Origin of the sequence: Halobellus captivus (assembly GCF_003697845.1) — an archaeon.
GTDB lineage: Archaea > Halobacteriota > Halobacteria > Halobacteriales > Haloferacaceae > Halorubrum > Halorubrum glutamatedens.
Window position 1 is genome coordinate 63,965 of sequence record NZ_RDQE01000013.1, and the last position, 21,096, is coordinate 85,060.

Genomic DNA, 21,096 nt, shown 5'->3' on the forward strand with positions numbered 1-21,096 from the left:
ACATGAGTGACCAACGAAAGCCGAAGATCTGGATAGACCACTACGACCTAAACCTGGGCGTTGAGGGAGGGCCCGAGGAAACACTCGACGACGTCCGAGAACACTTTGACGAACTGCTCACCGAGGCAGTCGACCGCGACCCGAAGCTCGGTGAAGGTGACATCACTCCGCAGACAGGCGTCGAGTAACAGCGATCGCCGATGACCGCGGGAGTCCCCGGCTCCCCGCGCGAGGCACGACCGGGCACTGACAGACCATGAGCAACAGCAAGAAGAAGCGCGGCGAGAAGCGCGGCGTCCTGGACACCGGTCGTGCCAAGAAGCTCGACAAGACCAAGGACGCCGACGCGGACGCCGACAACGATGAATCGAACGGGGACTGACCGATGCCCCCGGTGACCAAGGCGGGCGGCCCGCAGTTCCGCAAGGGCGTCGAGTTCGTCACGAAGGACGACGAGGACGACGACGAGCAGGTCGCCGCCGGGATCGTGATGGTCCCGGACAAAGCCGACCTCCAGAACGACTTCGCTCGCGAGGAGACGATCCGCTCGTTCGCGGATCAGTTCGAGGCGTTCGTCGACGCGGGCGAGGCCGGCGGCGGCATCATGCATGCCGTCTTCCCGGATGGCTGGATGGATCTCGAACGCAACGAGGTCCTCGACGAGAGCGAAGAGATCGGCGGCCAGGAGGTCGACGCTGGGGCGTGGGTCCAGGAGTGGGCCATCAACCACGACGATCTCTGGGAGCTGATCCTCGAGGACGTCATCTCGGGCTACTCGATCGGCGCGATCCAGGTCGCCTGGAACGGGCCGTTCGAGCAGGACGAGCTCGACGACGTCGACGTCCCCGAAGAGCTCGGCGACGAACTCGTCTGGGAGCTCGTCGAAGGGATCATCCGCGAGGTGTCTGCTGTGGACATCCCGGCGGTCCCCGACGCGGAGATCCTCGACACGAAGGCCGCCGCTGAGAAGCGACTCGGCGACTACCTCGGCGACCCGAACGGCTTCGTCGAGGAGGCGCAGGAGCGCGGCCACTCAGAAGACGAGGCCGAGCAGCTCTGGGACGTGCTCACCGAGGCGGCCGAGGAGGAGGGGGCCGGCGACCCCGGCGAGAAGAGCGTCTTCCACCGAATCGGGAAGGCCGCCCTCGACGCGTTCCTGGGCGAGCCCGATACGGACATCGACGATCTCGATGCTGGCTCGCGTGGCTCAGAGAAGGATGCCGACGACTTCCAGGCGACTGTTTTCCGAGTCACTGCGCCGGAGGAGGATGCCGACGACTACGAGGATGACGTCCTCGCGATCGGCGTCGACTTCCCGAAAAGCGATGTGTACGTGGACTGGCGAAACGAGGTCTTCCCGGACGAGCTAGAGGACCCGCACGTCAGCGTCTACGGCAGTATCGCCGATCTGGATCAGGCCACCGGCAACGACACCGAGCAGCTGGACACACTGGACGCGAGCGCCGCGAAGGCGATGTTCAACGTGGATCCCGAGGAACTGGCAACCAAAGACGCCACCGGCGGCGACACGCCGGACGACGATGGCGGTTCGAAGTCCGCCGACTCTGATATGGGAGACAACACCAACGACAACAACGGTGGCGGGGACAACAAGAGCCTCGCCGAGCAGAACGCAGAACAGATCACCGAACTCACCGAGTCGGTCAAGGGCCTCACTGAGGCGCTGACCGGGCCGGAACCGAAGACTGCTGAGATCCAGATCGACGGCGAGACGCACGAAGTTCGCGAGGACGCCGCGAAGGCTGTCCTCGGGATCGGCGACGACGACGACGTCGGCGAGGCGATCGAGCGGCTGAACGAGAAGGCCGGCCGCGTCGACGAGCTCGAGCAGCGCGTCGACACCATCGCTCGACAGGGAGGTGGCAGCACGCAACTCGACGCGGCTGCCAACGGCGAGAACGGCGACCGGCTGGACGACCTGGGCAAGGCCCTCAGCTGAGTGATTCGACATGGCAACCAACGACACCATCGCCGCCGTGCGGCGGCAGAACGAGCTGGCAGGCGCAACGAGCAAGGACATCGGTCTCGCGGAGCTGGACGGCTTCCAGCTGCCGCGGGACCTCACCGAGGAGTTTCTCGACCGGATGCAGGAGGGCATCGAGATCCTCGGCATGGCCGACACGATGGTCCTCGAACGGCTGGAGATGGACGTCCCGCAGTTCGGCGTCCCGCAGCTGTCGGGCCACACCCGCGACGAAGAGGGCTCGCGCACCGAGAACTCCGCGGCGGAGTCTGGCGCGGTCCGCTTCAACGCGACCGACCAGCAGTACTACATCCTCGTCGAGCCGAACCGTGACGCGCTGAAGAACACGCACTACGGCCCCGACGAGTTCGGGCAGTACATCATCGACGAGTTCATCGAGCGCTACGGGAACGACCTCGGGCTGATCGCGCTCCGCGCGGCCTGCTCCGATGCGAACCTCCAGTCCATCGGTGGCGCCGCCTCGCTCGACAACACGTTCACCGGCTGGATCGCCCGTGCTGAGGGCGACACCCAGTCCGTCGACGACCAGGGCGACTCCACGCGGGTCGGTCTGGAAGACACCGCCACTGCGGACGCGGGTTCGATGCCGGCGATCGCCAACACCGACGGCTCGGGCAACCCACAGGCGATCGACACGGCGCTGTTCAACCAGACGATCCAGACGCTCGACCCGCGCTACCGGGAAACCGACGCCTACGACCCGGTGCTGATGACGTCTCCGAACCAAGTCCAAAACTACGCCATGTCGCTCACGGAGCGTGAGGACCCGCTCGGGAGTGCCGTCATCTTCGGCGACTCAGACATCACGCCGTTCAGCTACGACCTCGTCGGGGTCAACGGCTTCCCCGACGAGTACATGATGTTCACCGACCCGGACAACTTCGCGTTCGGGCTGTTCGAGGAGATGGAGCTCGAGCAGACCACGGACACGGACAAGGTCCACGAGCAGAAGCTCCACTCCCGCAACTGGATGGAGGCACAGTTCGACTTCCAGATCAAGGAGATGCAGGCCGGTGTGCTCGTCACCGACCTCCAGACGCCGAGTGCGTGAGGTGAGTGATGACTGAAACCACCAACGCGATGCTGCGGCAGACCTACCTCGGGCGGGTCGACGGCGACCCACCGGAGGAGGATCTCGACGGCGGCGAGGTCTGGTTCGACACGTCGACCAACACCTACCGAGGCTACGACGGTTCGAGCTTCGGGGAGATCGGCTTCACGGCCGACGCTTGACCATGCCTGTCCACGAGAAAACCACTGGCGGCGAGGTGCTCCTCCGCGGGATCGACGAGCGCGTGTCGGCCGGCGACCGCGTCGACGTCGACGACGACTTCGCGGCGTACCTGGAGAGCCGTGGCGACTTCCGCCCGGTCGACGTCCAGGACGCCGACTTCCGCGAGGTGGACGACGACACCGACGAGTCGGACAGCACGGGCGAGAACGATGACGAGACGGACGAGACGGACAGCACGGACGAGAGCAACGCCGACGGGTCGGACCTGATTGCGGTCGACGAGTGGCTCGACAATCCCTACCAGGAGCGGGCCGACCGCGTCCTCGAGGGCGACGTCGACGCGCACCTGGACACGATCGCCGAGGAGGAGACGTCGACTACGGTCCAGGACGCCATCGGCGAGCGGCGCGCCGAGCTGGAGGGCTAACCGATGAACGAGGTCGGCTACTGTACGCTGGAGGACGTCCGCCGCGCGCTGCGGAAGGCCGACCTCCCCGGCGACGTCTCGCAGGACGAGCAGATCGCCGTCGACGCAGTCCTCGCCGAGACCGAGCCGCTCGAGAAGTCGCTCTCGCGACACTGGTACGATCCCAGCGGCATCGACGGGGCCGACGCGATCACGATCCCAACGGCGCCGAAGACGCGAGACGACGAACATGACATCCCGCGGAGTGCGGCGCTGGTCCACGGCGCGAGCGAGCGCGACCGACACCGCTACCGCGAGAACAGCGACGCGCTCATGGAGTCCGGCCCGCGGTACGACCGCCAGCGTCGCGACCACCGACGAGACGTGAAGCGAGAGATCCGCATCGCGACCGGCGAGTACCACGACGGCTACCACGACGACCGACCGGCGTACACGCGGATCTCGATGGACCGGCGCGATGTCGACGCCGTCAACGAGCTCCACGTGATCGGCGAGGACGGCACGTACACCGACTGGGTCGCGAGCGACGAGTACGATGGTGGCGTCGGGAAGCTCCACCGCGGCGAGGACTACTACGTCCGTATCAACAACGACGGCGTCTCGGAGCTATACATCGACGTCCACGCGCTCGATGACGACATCGCGTCGCTGTCGAACGCCGTCTACGTCGACATCGACTACGGCCACGAGGGCATCCCGCGCTCCGTGCGCCGGGCCGTCGCCCTGCGTGCCGGCGCGGAGTTCGCGGAAGAAGCGACGATCCAGATCCCGGACAACGCGACCGTGTACAACGTCGAGACGAAGGCCGACTCGATGCGCGAGAAGGCTGACGAGCTCCTCGAGGAGTACCGGCTATGAGCTGGGAAGACGCGGCGGCCGAGGCCGCGCTCGACGAGGCCGCCGCCCAGTACCTCGGTGCAGACGGGTTCATCCCGAATGCGATCGAGGCGGCGCACGAGCGCCTCCGCGAGTACGCTCGCGAGTTCGACTACCGCATCGAGTCGGTGATCGCCTCGTTTCAGGGCCCGGAGATCATCGAGCAGTCCGACCGCCACTTTCGGCTCCGGTTCGGCTGGGACCACGAGGCCGCGCCGTACCTCGAGTGGGGGACGTCCGACCACACGATCGAGGGCGACCCGGTCCTCTCGTTCATCTGGGAAGACCGACACGACCCACCCGGCTGGGTCGCCGAGGAGTACAAACGCGAGGGCGGCGGCTACCGCGTCTTCCTCCCGGAGGTCGAGGTCGCCGGCGTTCGCGAGACGCGCTTCGCGAGGCACGCGCTCAACTGGCTGCGGCGCGAGGTGGCGTCGTGACGGCTCCCGAAGTCCAGTGGGTGTTCGACACCCTCGATGTCATCACGACCGACACGGCGCTCGCGTGGGGCACTGCGTCCGACGTCGCCGACGGTGCCGTCCCGGTCCGGCGCATCGACCGCAACGACTCGGAGATCGCCGACGGGAACATCCAGTCGCGGAGGGGCGAGCTCACGAAGTCGAACTTCGTGACTGCTGAGATCGTCGACGACGACTCGAGTCACGGCGGTTGGGGAGACGACTACGATACCGAGGCGATCGTCTCGCTCCGCGTCGAGGGGCTGCTCCGCGGCGATGAGTTCGGACACGTTCACCCGGACGGCGAGAACGGCATCCCGTTCACGACCCTCTACCGGCGCGTTCGAGACGCGCTGCGCGAGCAGGACGAGCACCCTGACGTCTCCGGGCAGACGTACCACACGCTCTTTCTCGAGAACGGTACCAACCGCAGCGGCGACTACGAGGACTTCTACGACTACCGGCTCGACTGCCGGTTCGCGGGCTACGACTAGCGATTTCACACTCATGATCCCAACGACCAACACGACCGACGGAGGTGGAGGTACAGATGACTGGCGGCAGTAACGTCGACGTCGCGTTCGTCCACGAACCGGTGGGCGACTACGCCGGCTCACCAGACGACACGCAGTACAAGACGCCAGGACGGAACGGCGAGATCACCACTCAGGAGTTCGACAACGACGAGACGCGCCAGCGCAACTGGGGCAACGAGACCGAGGAGACTGTCGAGGGAACGTTCGAGGGTGCGTTCTCGCTCTCCTTTGACCTCGTCGACCCGTGGTTCCTCAACCACGTGTTCGGCGCGCCACCGACTGCCGGCGGCGAGGCCGAGGCACCGTACTCCTATACGTGGGAGATCGTCAACGGCGAGATGCAGTCGAGTCGGTGGTACCTCGGTGCCGACCTGATCAACGGCTTCGCCGAGCGCCAGCTCGAAGGTGTTGTCTTCAGCGAGATGGAGGTGAACATCTCCATCGGTGACCCGGTGAGTGTGTCGCTCACTGGGTTCTACGGTAGCGAAACACCGAACACGTCGTTCACACCAGGTTCGCAGCCGAAGACCGACGGGACGCCGCTCATCTTCCACGGTGGATCGATCAACATCCCGACGTCGACCGAGATCGTCCGGCCGAAGTCCGGGACGCTCTCCATCTCGAACGGTGCCCGCCCACAGCGTGAGTGGGCACGTGAGCCCGTGGCCGCCGTCACCGGCAACATCAACCCGACGCTCAACCTCGAGTCGATCGTCCTCGACACGGACTTGCTCGAGCTCGGGCTCGGGTCGGCGGACGGCCCAGCCACGAGCGTCGACGGCGCAGCCGACGGCGAACTCGCGTTCGAGTCGCCCGGGGCGAACGCGCTCCGCTTCCCGATGGAGGGTATCACGCACTCGACGTACGCGTGGAACAACATCGGGAACGCCGGGGAAGACCTCACCGACGACAACGCACTCACGATCGACCGGCTGACTGCGGTCGCCGAGACGGCGTCCGCGGAGGCGCAGTGATGCCTCGCGACGTCATCGAACTCGACCTCGAGGAGGAGGCCGACCAGCTGGCCGACCGTCTCGACACGATCGCCGAGCGGCAGGTGGATGGTGAGATCCCGTCACAAGAGGCCGCCCACCTCGCCGGCGACGTCGAACAGCAGATGTGGGCGCTCGAGGAGGCGCTCGAGGAATACGACGCCGACGCGACGTGGTCAGTCCGTGCGTTCACTCCCGGGGAGAAGGCCGAGCTCACCGGCCTGATCCGACGGGCCAAAGAGCAGGCCGACCGCACCGGCGACGACGTCGACGTCGAGGCGATGCTCGACAACTACTGGGCTGGCGCGGGGCTCGTCGACGCGCCGTTCCTCGAGGGCGGTGCGGGGCTCCAGGAGCGGATCATGACGGTGCGGGACGAGCCGAACCCGTACCTCGTCCAGTTCATCGCGACCCGCGTCACTGACGAGAACACCCTAAAAAATGGGAAACGGAGCAGCTACACCGAGCGAGTCGCGGCCAAGCAGTCGGACCAGTCGGCCGCACCCTCCTCGGGCAGGCAGTCCTGATGTACTGCGGCCACTCGCCGGCGGACTTCGACGAGTTCACCTGGCGAGATGTGGAGCTGCTCCTGACTGCGTTCCCTTCGCTCCAGCACCCACCCGTCGAGGTGACCGATGACTGAGTTTGAAACCCAGAATACCATCGACGTCGTCCTCGACGACCGGTCGCTGACGGAAGCCAAAGCCGAGCTTGAAGACGAGCTCTCGTCGGTCCCGATCGACGTCGCCGTCGAGGCGAGTGGAGGGGGCGGCGGAGCTGGTGGTGCCAGCAGCGAGTGGCAAGAACAACACCAGCTCTCCCGCGAGCGGAACCGCCTCCTCGAGCAGATCGCCGACGGGATCGACGAAGGGAACTTCGACCGCGCCGCCCGTTCCGGTGGCGGGCTGATCGGCGGTGGGGCGGCCCTCCTCGGTGCCGGCGCGATCCTCGGCGTGGGTGCGCTCTCGTCAGTGTTGTCGAACTTCTCGTGGCCGTCGCTCCCGGAGTTCACCTGGCCCGAGATGCCCGACCTTGATCCGCCGCCACTCCCCGAGCCAGACTGGCATCCGCTGAACGTCGTCGAGCCAGACCCTGTCCCGATCGAAGAGCCGGGCGAGTATCCACTCGAGGAGCCCGGTGAGTATCCGGTCGGTGACCCCGATCCCGCGGAGTATCCCGTCGAGCAGCCCGACCCTATCCAAGTCGAACGGGCTGAGGCGTCGCGGACGTCCTCGGAGGTCTCGACCGAGTCGACGTCGAACGACTTCCAAGCCGATCAACAGGCGTCTCAGCGTGTTGGTGGGACGGGCGACCCGACAGACTCCCCACAGTCGTCGTCGACTAGTGCTGCCGAGGAAGGCGGATCGGGGGTCGGCCTACCGGAGATTCTTCTCGGAGGAGCAGCTGCGACGGCCGGCGCTGCTGGCTTCACAGCACTCAGAAACATCGGTTCGGCTGGGGCAGGAAGTGCGGCATCCGGCGGTGCGTTCATGACACCTGAAGGATTGGGAATGACAGACTTCTCGGATGTGAACCGACGCCGTCGACGCGCCAATCAGTTCCTCGATGACGCCGGAGCACCCGATCAGTTCCGCCTCCGGCAGCTCGACGAGGAGAACGAGCACCCTGGATCAGTGTTCTCCGCGGAGGGCCGGCAGGCACAAGCTGAGGGTATGGGCGAGATCGCGACGCGGATCGAGAACGCGATCCAGAATCTCGCCCCAGAGGAGAGCACACAACGGACGGACGTCTCCCTCGAGGCGAGCGTTAACGTCGATGGGGCGAGCCGCCGTGAGGTAGAACGTGCGGCGGAGCAGGCAAAGGAAGATGCGCTCCGTGAGTTCGACCGTGCCATCCGGAGTGGCGGGCGGGGGCCACGGTGACGCCCTATCCACCCCGGACGCTGATGTCTAGAGAAACACGGAGCCGCCACAAGTACAGCGTGAGGATCAAAATGAACACGGCTGCGATCCCGATCATGGTGTCCTCACGAACGTACGCAGTGGCGATTAAAACGGTGAATCCAATCGCCCCCATCAGTTCAACAATCCACTCTCGAGGGTCGAGGCCGATGCTCATACCGGCGACGTCGACGGCCGCGAGTAAAGAGGTTCGGGCAACCCACGACGTCAACACCATTCATACGACATGACAGACCTACCACCAGAAGACCGTGTAGCGTCCCTCTCGATCGAGGCCGATCCTGACGGCGGCGGTCGTCGGACGGCCGTCTTCGAAATGTATACTGGCGGCGAGGAGGGGCTCAGTATCGCTCCGGAACAACGCACACAGATTCGGGCGACACCTGGAGCGGGCTTCCTCGCACTGGTCGATGGCGTCGTCGGTGATCAGATCGACGTCCCGATCAACAAGGACCTCTTCATCAATCTCGGGAGCTCGCAGTTCGCGGTTGCTATCAACTTCAACTCGTGGAAGGGGGCGACCGGGCCCGAAGGCGATCCACTCCAGTGGGGCGACACGGGTGACCCGGACACCTTCACGAAGAGTGACGCGACGGGCGAGCACCCGACTCGGCAGATCGCCTGCCTGATGTGGTGGCTCCGAAACACGCGTATATCCTCGATCGAGGGCGAGCTCTTCCCCGGCGCAGGGATCGTCGGCGACGGGCCTGCAGTTCTCCGCTATGGCCAGCATCGCGAGGGCGGCGTCTACGATCCGATCCCGGTCGTGTTGGAGAACCCGGGCACTGACTACCCCGGATCCAGCCCGTCGACGTTCACGGGTTCGATCACCTGTATCGAAGCGCTGTCGCTAGGCGACCCGATCGACGCCACCGCGAGGGACACACGATGAGACGCTACTATCGCAGTGAGATCCCGGAGAGCAGCCTCGCGTCCAACCAACTCGACGGGTCGCGCGCCCAACTCGCCCGGCAAGGGGCGATCGGTGGCGGCGGCCGCGTCGAACGAGTCACAGGAGACCCGGACGACATCCGGCTCGACGTCGACTACCGCGGCCGGTATGCCGAGCGGATCGCCCAGGAACTCCGCGAGGTGATCGCGTCGAGCGACATCGTGAAGCCGCCGTACGCGACGGTCGGCGCGAGCCAGGAGACGGACGCGTACTACGCTGCCGAGCTCGTCGACAGCCAGCCGGCGCAGGTCCAGGCTCCTGGTGCGGTGTCGGTCGGTGCTGATCTCTCAAAGGCCGGAACCCGAAACACACACTGGCTGGCTGTCGACACGACTGTCAGTCAGCCCGAACCGGGGCATCCGTTCGGCAACGACATCGACGTCACGGTCGGCCTCCCGGCAGACGCGCGGCGCGTCCGGATCGTCGACGCGACGTCGGAGCCGACCCAGCGTTCCCGACCTGATCCGGTCGCGACGGTCGAGGCGGAACACGGCTCGGTCGCCCAGTACGACCCAGCGGGCGAGTCCATCGACGATCCGATCTACCTCTACGACCTCGAGTACGACCTGCAGGGCGACGTTGACGTCGGCGTCTGGGACACCTATGGCCACGATACCATCCGCGATGCGGACGGCGTCGTCGCCTGGGCACGGGTCTTCGACACGGGCCACGAGTTCGACGAGTCGGCGCTCGTCCTCGAGAACGGCCTGCTGCGCCTCACCATCGACGAGCCAACGAACGCCGACGAGACGGCACTGCTCGAGGCCGAGGCGTGGGACCCCAGCGCCGCGGGCGGCGACGGCGCGTGGACCACGATCTCGCTGCCGGAGTACGACGCGGATCTGGACACGGACTGGCAGCCCGCGGACGTCGACCTCACGCATATCGGGCAGGCACGGATCGCCGCGCAGGTGGAGTTCGAGGCCGTAGCGGGGGCGAACGCGGGCGACGTGTACGCGGCCGACGTCCAGCTGGATCGTGGCCATGACCGGGCGTTCGTGACGGAGACGAGCGACGGCGAGCTCCCGGCTGACCTCCAGGCGCTGCTCGAGCCGATCGCTTCGGAGAGCGTCCTTGACCCTGGTGTCGAGCAGACGCTGGCGGCTCGCGAGGAGGTGCGACCGTAGATGCCATCCGAGACGCTCACCGCCGGCGACAACTTCATGGTCCCAAGCGGCGTCGAACTGATCACCATCGAACTGGAGGGCCAGAAGGGTGGCCAAAACGGCTCTGGCCCCGCTGGTGACGGCGGCCGCGTCGTCGGCGAACTGGCCACGTCGGGCGGGGAGACACTGTACATCCGAGAGTCGCTGGGCGGACTCGACGGATTCGACTCGGTACGCGGGGGGAACTCGATCGACGTCCGGATGGACGGGACGGCACTCTCCGACCGGATCGCCGTCGCGGCCGGTGGCGGCTCGGACGGAGAGGATGGGGTGCCCGGAGGCGACGGCGGCCCCTCGCAGGGTGAGGACGGCGGGAGCGCCACGCTCGTTACCGCGGCCACCGGCGGGACACAGTCATCCGGTGGATCGGGTGGTACCGACGACTCAACGTACGGCAACGGCGATGGCTCTGACGGCTCGTTCGGCACGGGTGGGGATGGCGAGAGTGAATCGGCCGGCGCTGGGGGTGGTGGTGGCGCGGGCTGGTACGGTGGCGGCGGTGGGGCGTCGAGTGACTCGACGGCCGACAACACCGGGAGTGGCGCGGGTGGCTCGAATTACGTCGACGGATTCGACACCGTCTTTGCGAACGAACGCGGCGGGTCATCACGGTCGAACAGCGCGGGCGCGCTTGCCACAATCTCGTACACGACCCCGCCGGAGAACCTGACCGCGAATGACGTCGGCTACCGCTCGGCCGATCTCTCGTGGGACGCCGTGTCGGGAGCCGACAAGTACCGCGTCTACCGCGACGGCAACCAGGTCGGGACGACGACGAACACGTCATACACGGACACGGGAGTCTCACCGACGACGGCGTACGACTGGCACGTCACCAGCGTCGAGAGGGGAGCTGAAAGCAACCCGTCGAACACGGTCAGTGGAACCACCGGCGGCGACGCGCCCGGCGGTCTGTCGGTGTCGATCGACGGCGCGGACGCGACGCTCTCGTGGACCGACACGAACGACGACGAGGACGGCTACGAGGTCCACCGCTCGCAGTCGGCGGGCGTGGACACCTCGGGATCGCCCGTCGCGACCACGGCCGCGGACGCGGAGTCCTACCAGGACGCCGGGCTCGCCGACGGGACGGAGTACCACTGGCGCGTCGTGGCGGTCCGCGACGGCGAGCGCGGGGCCGACTCGTCCGAGGCCGACGGGCTGACGCCGTTGCCCGCGCCGACCGGGCTGACCGTCGACGACGTGCGCGACACGGAGGCGGACCTGTCGTGGACCACAAACGCCTCTGGCGTTGACGAGCAGCGCGTGTATCTCAAGCGGTGGGGCGAAAACGGGACGGAGCGCCAGCGGGCGGGGATGGAGTTTTCAAACGCGGATGAAACGTATATCGCCGGCGACACCGACACCGAACATCTTCGAACACCTGAAGCAACATGGACAGCCATCGTACAACGAACTGGTGGCGGGTCGTCAAACGAATACGTCTTCGCGCTGGTCGAAACCGGTGGTAATAGAATCCTGTTCAGGATACGAGACGGCGAATTTCAGATATACGATGACATTAACGAGCGGGCATCGGCTGTAACGTTCGAAACAAATTCGTTCACTGACGGTGACGTACACGCGGCGACAATCACCTTCGAAAGTGATGGGACGAAGACGGCATATTTGGACGGGTCGCAGGTCGGTGTCGACACGGGGGGCGACCCCCTAAGCGGTTTAGACTCCGGCGTCGTCCCGGTATTTTCGTCGTTGCAGCCGAACAAGTATTTTTTGGGATTCGACGGAAATCTGTATGGCGTACAGACACATGACCGCATCCTATCGGCGTCGGAAATATCCGCCGTCGCGACTGGCGAAGTTGTTGGGGACGGATTAACCGGCTACTGGCCCCTCGATCTCAACCAAGACGGCGTCACGCCCGACCTCTCGGAGTACGCGAACGACGGGTATGAAAACGGGTTGAAGATTGCTAATGGGTCGTTTGACTCGCTCTATAAGTGGGATGTATCCCATGGAGGGTTAGCCTCCGGCCGGGTATATGCCGGCGAAAACTCATTCTTCAGCGACGCGGATAATACCGGCGTACAGGCGGCGCAGGATCTCAGTACCGCATACCAACCCGACACGTTCAGTTACGTCTATCAAGAGACATCGAATAGTTTCGGCGGTGGAATACGGCTGGTCAACTCGAACGGCGACTACGAGGGCGGGACGGCAGCCGACAACCCGGAGTGGGACGTTGACTTCGCCGACACAACAGGACAAGTGGCGGGTGGGCCAGGGGGTTCCGACGAGTGGGTGTCCGTAGAGTGGGACTTCGATTGGTCAAACAGCCAAGTGACCGTCTTGTGGGAAGCGCTGACTAGCGGCGATACGCACTCGTCCACCCACGACCTCTACCACGGAGCCGACGTTTCGCGAGTAGAATTGTGGAACTACAACGATTCTGCTGGGTGGGGGGGTGGTGATTTAGCTATGTGGTGGGACGCAATCCTCTTCGACGGGAATGATGGGGGCGGTGGCCCGACACTTACCGGCCCGACCGTCGAGGACGTTAGCGGCGCGCTATCGGGGTCCGCTGAATCGACCACCGTCGACGGCCTGCTCAACGGCGAGCGCTACGAGGCGTTCGTCCACGCCCTCACCGACGACAACGAGGTGCGCGACCAGTGACCGACTTCACGACCACGCTCCCGGACGAGGACCCGCCGGTGCTCGGCAACGGCGTCGAGGACGAGGTCGCCGTCGACCGCCAGGACGCGACGACGAACAACGGCTCGGTCCGCATCCAGATCCGCGAGACTGGGCAGTCGTCGTGGGACTCGGGCGCCACGGGCTTCGGCGAGTTCGTCGGCGCGTTCGACACGCTCACGATGGAGTTCGTCGACAGAGAAGACGGCGAAGAGTATGAAGTCCGTGCGAGGACGGAGACTGAGTACGTCACCGGCACGTGGACCGCGCCCGTCGCCATCACGACGCAGTTCCCCGGCGCGACCGCCCTCGACGTGACTGTCGTCGACGCGACCACGGTCGAGCTCGCGTGGACAGACAACGCCGACAACGAGGACGGTCAACGCGTCGTCCGCGAGCGGCAGCGCCCGGGCGGCGGCTGGGGTCGCCAGCGCGCCATCGACGACGCGGGCGCGAACACGGAGGCGTACACGGACGATACGGCCCAACCCGGCCGCGAGTACCGCTACCGGATCCGGCCGTTCACCGAGCACACGAGTGCCGACTCCAACCTCGAGACAACCACCACACCAGCGCTCGACGGCGTCCGCGACCGGCGGATCCGGCCGCAGGGGTGGCACGTCGAGATCGACCATCCCGACGCCGACCAGCCGCTCGAGCCGACGGTGCTCGACGGCGCGCAGTGGAACCCGCGGCTCAACGCCAAGCCCATGGTTCGGATCCCCGTACCCCGTTCGGCGACGTGGGAGGACGCGCCCATCGAGGGCGAGCCGATCCGCGTCTGGAAGGACGGCACGCGCCTGCCGATCGAGGAGATCCGAGACGTCGAGCGCGAGGAGAGTTCGGACGGGAACCGGAACGTCATCGTCGCGATCGGCGGCACCAAACTCGACGAGGACGTGCCCGGCATCGAGTACCCCGAGGCGGACGCGCACGTCGCCGCGACCGAGGTGATCACCGAGGAGCTGGGCTGGCTCGCGAACGTTGACGATCCGTCGACGGACGCCCGGGAGGACGTCCGGCTGTTCCAAGCGGACGCGACCGGCGACTACGACGCGGACGCCATCGAGGAGCGGCCCTTCCCGGACACGTCGCCGCTGACCGTGCTCAACGGCGAGGTGTTCGCCCGGCGGACGGCACACTTCACCGAGGCCGAGGACGCCAGCGGCGACGGCACGACGTTCTTCGCCGACTCGGAGGGCAACGACGGCGCGTGGTCGGGCAACGAGACCATCCGCCTCGGGCCGGGCGAGACACGATCGTTCGACTACGACACCGACTACGTCGTCCCAGCGGGCGAGGCGAACGCGACGTTCGTCTTCGCCGCACCCACGGATCCGACGCCGGGCCTCGAGATCCGGATCGACATCGACGGCGGCGGGACCGAGGTCCTGGAGTCGTTCGGCGAGGGCGCGCTGTCGAGTGACGCCGACCAGTTCGATTTGCGTGCGTTCGGGACCACGCTCAACCCTGGGTCGGTGGGCGACCTCCCGGCCGGCTCGCACGACGTCGAGATCGAGGTCGACTCCGGCTCGGGTGGAGAGATCTACCTCGACTTCGCGCACCTGCGGGACGATCGCTACCAGTACGACCTCGGCGACGTCACGCCGGTTGACGACGTGGTGACTGGGTGGCAGCAGTACCCCGCGGCGATCGACGTCACGGTCGCGCCGATCACCTCGGTCGAGCAGGTGGTCGCCGGGCGGGTCGACGTCGAGCTGACGGGCGGCGGTGCGCCGGTGGCGCTCGGGTTGCGGAACGACCAGACTGACGCGTGGGACGAGGCGACCGACGTGACGAGCCACACGGTGGACTTCGCCGACGCCACCCAGCTCATCCAGGCCCGCGTCACCCTCGGTCGCGAGGACTCCGGGTCGACGTCAGGGAGCTTCGGCGACACGCCGCACCGCCTCGACCGGACGGAGATCTTCGCCGACCTGGTCAACACGCCCGTCCTCATCGACTTCGTCCACTCGGGCACCTACGAGGAACTCCTCAACCGGATCGCGGACGCCGGCGACTCCATCTGGGAGCTCCGGTGGGCGCCCGACGCGCCCGAGCCGTACCGGATCGAGTGGTGCCAGCCCGGCCAGCGCGTCGCCGACGCGGAGCCCACGCTGGTCTCTTACAACGGCAAGCGGACGGTCGGCGGCTCGTACCAACGGGTGATCGCCGAGGGGAAGACCACGCGCGTCGAGGGGCAGACGTTCACGACGGCGTCCGACTACGGACTCGGGATCGGCCTCGGGAACGCCCCGCTCGAAACGGGGTCGGAGACGGTGTACGACGTCGGCGACCGCTCGACGCAGTACGAGCGGCTCATCGACTACGAGCTCGACCACGCCGAGGGGGCGCTCACCATCCTCGAGGGCGGGGCGATGGATCCCGATACCGAGTACGAGATCGATTACGAGTGGCGCTTCCAGGGTGAGTACTCACAGCCCGGCGTCGACGATCCGGATACGCTCCGCGAGCAGTTCCCTGGCGCGGCCTCGAACCGCGAGTGCGAGCAGGTGGCGCTCGCGGCCGTCCGCGAGCTCGCCGCGCCGCTCGAGGAGGCGACCGTGACCATCCGCGAGACGGATCCTGACCGGTCGCTCGTCGCCGCGATCCCCGCCGACCAGCTCCCCTTCGAGGGCCCGCTCAAAGTTCGGGACGTGTCGAGTTCGGCGCGCGAAGTGTCGCTGACGCTCGGCAGTCGGGAGGGGGCGCGCGAGGTCATCGGCGAGCTCAACGACCGGCTGACCGAGGTCGCGCGGAACGCCTGACCGACGGGAGTACGGACCGATGATCGCCCGCTGGGCGCGGCGGGCGTGAGGACTGCGGTCGCGTCCATCCATTCATGCTCGAGCACCAGCTCATCGACACGGCCAGTCGCATCGCTCTCGAACACGCCCAGCTGATCGCGCCGGCGCTCGCGGCCCTCCTGCTGCTCGCTGCCCAGCGCTGGCTCGGTCGGTGGCCCGACCTGTGGCGCTTCCGGCGAGCCGCGCTTCCCGTGGTCGACCGTCTCGCGGACGGCGGGTACGACGCGGAGCTCGACGTCGTCGACGATCGCCTCGGCGACGCCGGCGTCGACGTCGACCTCGAGGACCTCGCGGAGGAGCTCCCCGAGAAGACTGGGATGCCGCTCCAGGCGCAGGAGTACGCCGGGACGGTGGACGCGACGCCCGCTGTGGTCCGCGAGGAGCTCCGGTCGATGGAGCGCGTCTACCCCAACACGCTCGCGAGCATCCAGTTCGACATCGTCGACGGCGAGCGCGTGTGGGAGGTCGGGAGCTACGCCTTCCGTCCGGAGGGGTTCCTTGGTTCGTGGCAGTATCACGTCCGACTCACGCCGCGCGAGGGCGGCACGAAGACGCGGCTGTGGGCGCACTACGAGCGATCTGCCTGGAGGCATCCCGTCCAGCACTACCGCGGTGTGGGGTGGGACGCCGACGAGGGCGTGCGGTGGGCGGCATCGGTGTTCGCGAGCGACGAGCGGTACCGTCCGAGTGACCGGGCAATCGACGTGGTCGGCGACGTCGCCCCCGGGTAGACTCCATTTATAAAGGCGGATCAGTCTCGTGTCCGCCGGATGTTGCGCGACACGGTCGAGCGGTCGCGGCCAGTCATCTCGGCCCACTCCGAGGCCGAGAGGCCGCAGACATCGACGGCGTACACGTCGACGCCGCGCGCGGCAGTCGTCTCGCTGATCAACTCGGCGAGCTGCTCAAGCTCACGATCACTCATCGTCATCCCCAACGATGACCCAGCCGCTCGCCTCGTCACCACGTCCGAGTTCGGACACGATCTCGACATTGCGGAGAAGTGGTTCACCGTCGACGCCAGTCCCGACGCGCTCGCCAGTGACGAGGTATGTGTCACGCTGGGCGAGCATCAGGATCTGGAGGGTTTTGGATCCGATAGGAACGAACATCGCAGGCGCTTCGGACGCCGGCGGGACTGACTCGATCTCGGCAGCGTAGACGCTGACGCCGTCTTCGTAGCAGTCGTCAGTATGGTTGTAGGACCGCTCGTCGTCTGGGATGTCGCCGAAGCGGATGTATACGTCCGTACTGGTGTCGACCGGGAGCGCATCAGCATCGAGCGTGCGGTTGACTTCGAGATCGGTGGGGAGGTAGCGACCAGCCTCGAAGCGCGCATCAATCTCTTCGTGAGAGAGCGCAAAACTCGTACCCTTGGCAGTTCGTCCATTTTCGAGCACCGGCGCGAGCAGCCATGAATCTCCGCTCCACGGCTTCTTCACCACGACCTCGTCAGTGACGGACGGGCCGTGTGAGTTCGTCTGACCGTGGCCCTCAACGTCGCGGAACGTGTCGCCTGTCGTCAGTTCTGCCGCGGTGATTGTGTCGGACATATCGTATCTCCCTCTATGTGGTACAATGTACCCCATATACTTATAGTTAACGTTGTGTTAACAAAGAGTAAACTATTTGTTTCCGGATTGTGTATGGTGTCGCATGGGGGATACAGAACACGTCCGAGTCCCGCGCAGCGTGTACCAGAGCGCCAACGAAGTCAAGCAGGAGTACGGGTATCCATCAATTGGTGAGGCCATCCGGCATATGTGCAAAGAAGGGGGCTACGATGTCTGAGCAGCCGACCCCGTCAGAACGGTATAGAAAACCACTTCAGGAGGCTCTCGGTGAGAGGTGTGAAGAGTGTGGGCAGGAAAATGGATTGGAGATTCACCACAAGGACGGTGACAGCAGCAACTCAGATCTTGACAACTTGGAATTGCTGTGCGGAGCGTGTCACAACCGAGAACATTACGACACTGTGTCAAACAACGACGCAACCAACGATATCGACATCGAGAGCTTGCGATGTTAGTTAAGCAGACGACTGCTGCCCGTGGCGTCGACGTGTTCGCCGTCGAGAAGTGTGGCATCTCCGCCGCGGGCTGGGCCGACCTCACAGGAAGGGATAGGTCAACAGTGGCTCGAAACGTCCGGCGTGGTGTCGCAGACCGATAACTCAAACAACCTCTTTATTTAGTGGTACAATATACAACAACACAGCTACGCGAAGTCGCCGAGCGCGCCCTGCCCCTCGCCCCGCGTGGTGTCCTGCCCGCGGCGGAGTTCCTGACAGCTCTCGCAGAGGAAGTCGCCGGCGATCGTCGTGTGCTCGGTCGCCGTCCCGCAACGCTCACAGTGGCCATCGGCGCAGCTCGTACACAGCGTCTCGTCGACGTCGACGAGAACGGCGCCGTTCGAGCCGACGCCGCAGTCACTACACTCTGACATGGCTACAATTCGTCCATCAGCTGCTCGGTCATCTCTCGTCGCGCGGCCGCTTCACGAACTTCGTTGAGTCCGTCAGTATTCAGGTCAACGTACATGCCGTCGTCGCGCTGGTCCTTCTCGATGATCTTCCGCGCCTCGAGGACGCTCGCCGCCTTCGATACCTCGCCCGTCGTCGAGAGGTCGAGCCGCTGGGCGACATCCTCGTAGTGGACGGCACCACCCTCATCGACGATCGACGCGACGACACCTTTTACGTACCGTGGCGAGGTGCGATCCACCTGCTTCGCCTCCTCGATGGCCTCGCGAACGGCGTCGTCGTTGAGGAACGCCTCGTAGCCCTCTAGCGGCTGGAGTGATTCATCGCCGGCGGCTCGGTCGCGCAGCCGCTCGTTCTCTGCTTCGAGCTCGTCGATGCGCTCCTGGAGGGACTCGACTTCGGCTGCGTGGCTCTCGTTCGCGACCGGGGCGATGTCGACATCAGTCTCGAACACGCCGGCGAGCGTGTCGACCGTGTCGGCTGCCTGCTCAAACGCCGACCGGAGCTCTTGGACCTCCGCCTCCAGGTCGGCGACATCCTCCTCGAGCGCGTCCCGCGAGGCGCGGAGGTCCTCGATCTCCGACTCCGCTGACTCGACGTCCTCGAGGGCGGAGTCCCGTTCGGCCTTTAGCTCGTCGACGCGCTCCCGGAGGTCCGCGACCCCTTCGCCGACGTCCTTCGCAGCCCCACCGCCGTTCGAACCGAGGTTGTCGAGCGCGCTCGCGAGCCGGTCGGTGTCGGCGAGCTCCTGATTCAGTTCGTCGACGCGGTCCTGGAGGCGCTCGTTCTCCTCGCGGAGCCGTTCCAGTTCGTCCTCGCGTTCGTCGCGACGCTCCTGCTCCGCGGCGACCTCCGCCTGGAGCTCGTCGAGGACGTCCGTCAGTTCGTCCGGCGTCTCCGGGAGATCGAACGTCTCCTCGCGAGGGTCGGGCGACCGGCGCTTCCGGACGGTGGTCGGACCGACGAGGTCGCCGCCGGTGATCGACTCGCCGCGAGCCACGATCTCGCCCGTGGTGAGGTCGGCGAGCAGGTCCTCCGAGCAGCGGAGCGCGTCCGCCGTTCGGCCGATGTCCTCGTCGCCGGGCTTGTGCGCGACGAAGTCCTGGGCGAGTTGGATGACGCCGTTGTGGAGGAACGCCCGACGCTGGTAGCCGACGACGATGGAGATCCCCTTGTTGCCGCCCTCGGTCGAGGCCTTGATCAGCTGCCCTCGGCAGCGTTTGACGTACTCGTCGAGCTCGGGCTCGGGCGCGGAGTCCTTTGGCGCGAGGATGTGCGCCTCGTCGACGACGAGCAGGCTCTTGGTGCGGTCGCCCGCGCGGTACTTCTCGTGGGCGCGGTCGTTGAGCGAGCGGAGTGCCTTCGCGGCCGCGAGGTGGACGCGGCTCTTCTCGTCCTCGTAGTCGGCGTAGGTGCTGATGTCGAGGACGATCTTCATCCCGCGGTCGAGGACCCAGCTCCCGAGTTGGTCGAGGTCCTCGAGCGCGACTGCGAGGTCGACGCCCTCCTCTTCGCGAGCGCCGACCACGACGAGGTCCTCGTCGACGAGCCGCGCCGGCGTCAGCGCGCCGAGGCGTTCGATCACCAGCGTCGGGATGGCGACATCGGCGAGGTCCTCGAGGATGACGGCAAGGGTGTTGGACTTACCGGTTCCGGAGGTCCCCTCGACGGACAGGCGGAAGTCCTGCGTCGCGACCGGGTCGAAGACGGCGTCGCCGAGCGTGACCGTGGAGTCAGAGGTCTCGCCGCCGTCCGCGAGTTCAGTCTGTGCGCTCATCCTCACCCCTCATAATCTTCCGATCCTCATCCTGACGCATCTCGGCAACGACGAGATCGAGGGCGTCTCCGTAGCCACGGAGGTACTGCTCAGCCGCTTTCGGCATCTGGCTTTCGGTGCCGACCATCGTCTGAGCAGCATCGCGACGCGACTCGACTGCCTCCCGCGTGTGCTGTAGTACTACTCGCGGCGAGTACTCACCAGGATCGTCTGTAAGTTCCTCCTCGAGCCCGTCGAGGCCGATCCCGTGCGTCTCCCAGAGCCAGTCGGAGACGATCTCCCTGGTCGTCGCGTTGTGTTTGCGCTCGTCCTCGCGGCTGCTGTCAGTCATCCTCGCCCTCCAGCGCTGCGAGCGCCGCTAGTGTGTTCTTCTTCAGTTCCTCGGGGTCGCCCCGGTCGATCGCCTCGACGGCGACGTCGAGCCACTCGCGGGCCGACTCCAGTTGCGCCTCGAGCTCCGCGACGCGCTCCTCGAGGGCGGCGACGTCCTGGTCGGCGGCGTCACCGTACTCATCATCGTTCTCAGGAACGTGCTCGTACAGCCCGCGATTGACCTTCCGGATCACACCAGCCTTCTGGAGCTGTCGGAGGGCGTCGTTGACGTACTGTTTCCTGATCTCGGTTTGTTCACGCACCCGCATCGGGTTCACGCGACCTTCCTGGCGGACGACGTCGAGGACGGCCTGCTCGGTCTCGTCGGGTTCGTAGTCCATCGGTTGTGGTGTCGTACTCATCCATCACTCACAAATCTTCCTACTGCGTCCAGTACCAAGTATCTTACCCAAGAATATACAAAGACAATTACTC

26 protein-coding genes are annotated in these 21,096 nt (G+C 66.0%); 19 read left to right on the plus strand and 7 right to left on the minus strand.

Going from position 1 to position 21,096, the window contains the following annotated elements; translation table 11 throughout:
• The first annotated feature begins 2 nt into the window (after window positions 1–2).
• From EAO78_RS14670 to EAO78_RS14715, 12 genes are all read left to right on the plus strand, one after another.
• Window positions 3–188, plus strand: a complete 186-nt coding sequence (locus EAO78_RS14670) for a hypothetical protein (protein ID WP_122106583.1) — start codon at window positions 3–5, stop codon at window positions 186–188.
• A gap of 68 nt (window positions 189–256) precedes the next feature.
• The gene (locus EAO78_RS18635; RefSeq protein ID WP_275263226.1) at window positions 257–382 is read left to right on the plus strand and encodes a hypothetical protein; all 126 of its coding nucleotides are present in this window, start codon (window positions 257–259) and stop codon (window positions 380–382) included.
• A 3-nt stretch (window positions 383–385) separates the two neighbouring features.
• Window positions 386–1,960, plus strand: coding sequence for an XkdF-like putative serine protease domain-containing protein (locus EAO78_RS14675; RefSeq protein ID WP_122106584.1), 1,575 nt, complete (start codon window positions 386–388; stop codon window positions 1,958–1,960).
• A 10-nt stretch (window positions 1,961–1,970) separates the two neighbouring features.
• Window positions 1,971–3,056, plus strand: coding sequence for a hypothetical protein (locus EAO78_RS14680; protein ID WP_122106585.1), 1,086 nt, complete (start codon window positions 1,971–1,973; stop codon window positions 3,054–3,056).
• Window positions 3,057–3,064: 8 nt separating this feature from the next.
• Entirely contained in the window at window positions 3,065–3,238 is a 174-nt protein-coding gene (locus EAO78_RS18255) for a hypothetical protein (RefSeq protein ID WP_203227901.1), read from the plus strand.
• Window positions 3,239–3,240: 2 nt separating this feature from the next.
• On the plus strand, window positions 3,241–3,666 hold the full coding sequence (locus EAO78_RS14685) for a hypothetical protein (protein ID WP_122106586.1): 426 nt from the start codon (window positions 3,241–3,243) through the stop codon (window positions 3,664–3,666).
• 3 nt (window positions 3,667–3,669) lie between these two features.
• Window positions 3,670–4,524 carry a hypothetical protein gene (locus tag EAO78_RS14690; RefSeq protein WP_122106587.1) on the plus strand — a complete coding sequence of 285 codons (855 nt, stop codon included), beginning with the start codon at window positions 3,670–3,672 and terminating at the stop codon, window positions 4,522–4,524.
• On the plus strand, window positions 4,521–4,982 hold the full coding sequence (locus tag EAO78_RS14695) for a hypothetical protein (RefSeq protein WP_122106588.1): 462 nt from the start codon (window positions 4,521–4,523) through the stop codon (window positions 4,980–4,982). The genes EAO78_RS14690 and EAO78_RS14695 overlap by 4 nt, the downstream gene beginning before the upstream one ends.
• Window positions 4,979–5,494: a hypothetical protein gene (locus EAO78_RS14700; RefSeq protein WP_122106589.1), complete on the plus strand. Its 516-nt coding sequence runs from the start codon at window positions 4,979–4,981 to the stop codon at window positions 5,492–5,494. Before EAO78_RS14695 ends, EAO78_RS14700 begins: the two co-directional genes overlap by 4 nt.
• A 56-nt stretch (window positions 5,495–5,550) precedes the next feature.
• Window positions 5,551–6,510: a phage tail tube protein gene (locus EAO78_RS14705; RefSeq protein ID WP_136516518.1), complete on the plus strand. Its 960-nt coding sequence runs from the start codon at window positions 5,551–5,553 to the stop codon at window positions 6,508–6,510.
• Complete coding sequence (locus EAO78_RS14710) at window positions 6,510–7,055, plus strand: hypothetical protein (protein WP_122106591.1); 546 nt, start codon at window positions 6,510–6,512, stop codon at window positions 7,053–7,055. Before EAO78_RS14705 ends, EAO78_RS14710 begins: the two co-directional genes overlap by 1 nt.
• 108 nt (window positions 7,056–7,163) lie before the next feature.
• The gene (locus EAO78_RS14715; RefSeq protein ID WP_122106592.1) at window positions 7,164–8,411 is read left to right on the plus strand and encodes a hypothetical protein; all 1,248 of its coding nucleotides are present in this window, start codon (window positions 7,164–7,166) and stop codon (window positions 8,409–8,411) included.
• A 4-nt stretch (window positions 8,412–8,415) separates the two neighbouring features.
• On the opposite strand, the gene EAO78_RS14720 is transcribed toward EAO78_RS14715, so the two are convergent.
• On the minus strand, window positions 8,416–8,607 hold the full coding sequence (locus EAO78_RS14720) for a hypothetical protein (protein ID WP_136516519.1): 192 nt from the start codon (window positions 8,605–8,607) through the stop codon (window positions 8,416–8,418).
• Window positions 8,608–8,676: 69 nt separating this feature from the next.
• Here EAO78_RS14720 and EAO78_RS14725 point away from each other — a divergent pair, with 69 nt between their 5' ends.
• The 5 genes from EAO78_RS14725 (at window position 8,677) to EAO78_RS14745 (ending at window position 16,761) form a co-directional block, all read left to right on the plus strand.
• Window positions 8,677–9,342, plus strand: coding sequence for a hypothetical protein (locus EAO78_RS14725; protein ID WP_122106594.1), 666 nt, complete (start codon window positions 8,677–8,679; stop codon window positions 9,340–9,342).
• Window positions 9,339–10,529 (plus strand): hypothetical protein, encoded by a 1,191-nt coding sequence (locus EAO78_RS14730; protein ID WP_122106595.1) that lies wholly within the window; start codon window positions 9,339–9,341, stop codon window positions 10,527–10,529. The genes EAO78_RS14725 and EAO78_RS14730 overlap by 4 nt, the downstream gene beginning before the upstream one ends.
• A gap of 36 nt (window positions 10,530–10,565) precedes the next feature.
• Complete coding sequence (locus EAO78_RS14735; RefSeq protein WP_238987719.1) at window positions 10,566–13,205, plus strand: fibronectin type III domain-containing protein; 2,640 nt, start codon at window positions 10,566–10,568, stop codon at window positions 13,203–13,205.
• A complete protein-coding gene (locus EAO78_RS14740) occupies window positions 13,202–15,991 on the plus strand; it encodes a fibronectin type III domain-containing protein (RefSeq protein WP_122106597.1) in 2,790 nt (929 codons plus the stop codon). The genes EAO78_RS14735 and EAO78_RS14740 overlap by 4 nt, the downstream gene beginning before the upstream one ends.
• Before the next feature lie 74 nt (window positions 15,992–16,065).
• A complete protein-coding gene (locus tag EAO78_RS14745; RefSeq protein ID WP_122106598.1) occupies window positions 16,066–16,761 on the plus strand; it encodes a hypothetical protein in 696 nt (231 codons plus the stop codon).
• Between the two features lie 20 nt (window positions 16,762–16,781).
• Here EAO78_RS14745 and EAO78_RS17945 read toward each other — a convergent pair whose 3' ends face one another.
• Together EAO78_RS17945 and EAO78_RS14755 are read right to left on the minus strand one after the other, a co-directional pair.
• Complete coding sequence (locus tag EAO78_RS17945; protein ID WP_162498081.1) at window positions 16,782–16,955, minus strand: hypothetical protein; 174 nt, start codon at window positions 16,953–16,955, stop codon at window positions 16,782–16,784.
• On the minus strand, window positions 16,948–17,583 hold the full coding sequence (locus EAO78_RS14755; RefSeq protein WP_136516520.1) for a hypothetical protein: 636 nt from the start codon (window positions 17,581–17,583) through the stop codon (window positions 16,948–16,950). Before EAO78_RS14755 ends, EAO78_RS17945 begins: the two co-directional genes overlap by 8 nt.
• A 103-nt stretch (window positions 17,584–17,686) precedes the next feature.
• Between EAO78_RS14755 and EAO78_RS18640 the strand changes: the two genes are divergently transcribed.
• Window positions 17,687–17,821, plus strand: coding sequence for a hypothetical protein (locus EAO78_RS18640; protein WP_275263228.1), 135 nt, complete (start codon window positions 17,687–17,689; stop codon window positions 17,819–17,821).
• A complete protein-coding gene (locus EAO78_RS18755; protein WP_122106601.1) occupies window positions 17,814–18,059 on the plus strand; it encodes an HNH endonuclease signature motif containing protein in 246 nt (81 codons plus the stop codon). The genes EAO78_RS18640 and EAO78_RS18755 overlap by 8 nt, the downstream gene beginning before the upstream one ends.
• Before the next feature lie 188 nt (window positions 18,060–18,247).
• On the opposite strand, the gene EAO78_RS14765 is transcribed toward EAO78_RS18755, so the two are convergent.
• The 4 genes from EAO78_RS14765 to EAO78_RS18260 are packed head-to-tail and all read right to left on the minus strand — an operon-like array spanning window position 18,248 to window position 21,002.
• The gene (locus tag EAO78_RS14765; RefSeq protein WP_122106602.1) at window positions 18,248–18,475 is read right to left on the minus strand and encodes a hypothetical protein; all 228 of its coding nucleotides are present in this window, start codon (window positions 18,473–18,475) and stop codon (window positions 18,248–18,250) included.
• Between the two features lie 2 nt (window positions 18,476–18,477).
• Window positions 18,478–20,289 carry a hypothetical protein gene (locus EAO78_RS14770; RefSeq protein WP_122106603.1) on the minus strand — a complete coding sequence of 604 codons (1,812 nt, stop codon included), beginning with the start codon at window positions 20,287–20,289 and terminating at the stop codon, window positions 18,478–18,480.
• Entirely contained in the window at window positions 20,273–20,620 is a 348-nt protein-coding gene (locus tag EAO78_RS14775) for a hypothetical protein (protein ID WP_122106604.1), read from the minus strand. The genes EAO78_RS14770 and EAO78_RS14775 overlap by 17 nt, the downstream gene beginning before the upstream one ends.
• Window positions 20,613–21,002: a hypothetical protein gene (locus EAO78_RS18260; protein ID WP_203227902.1), complete on the minus strand. Its 390-nt coding sequence runs from the start codon at window positions 21,000–21,002 to the stop codon at window positions 20,613–20,615. The genes EAO78_RS14775 and EAO78_RS18260 overlap by 8 nt, the downstream gene beginning before the upstream one ends.
• Window positions 21,003–21,096: the final 94 nt, after the last annotated feature.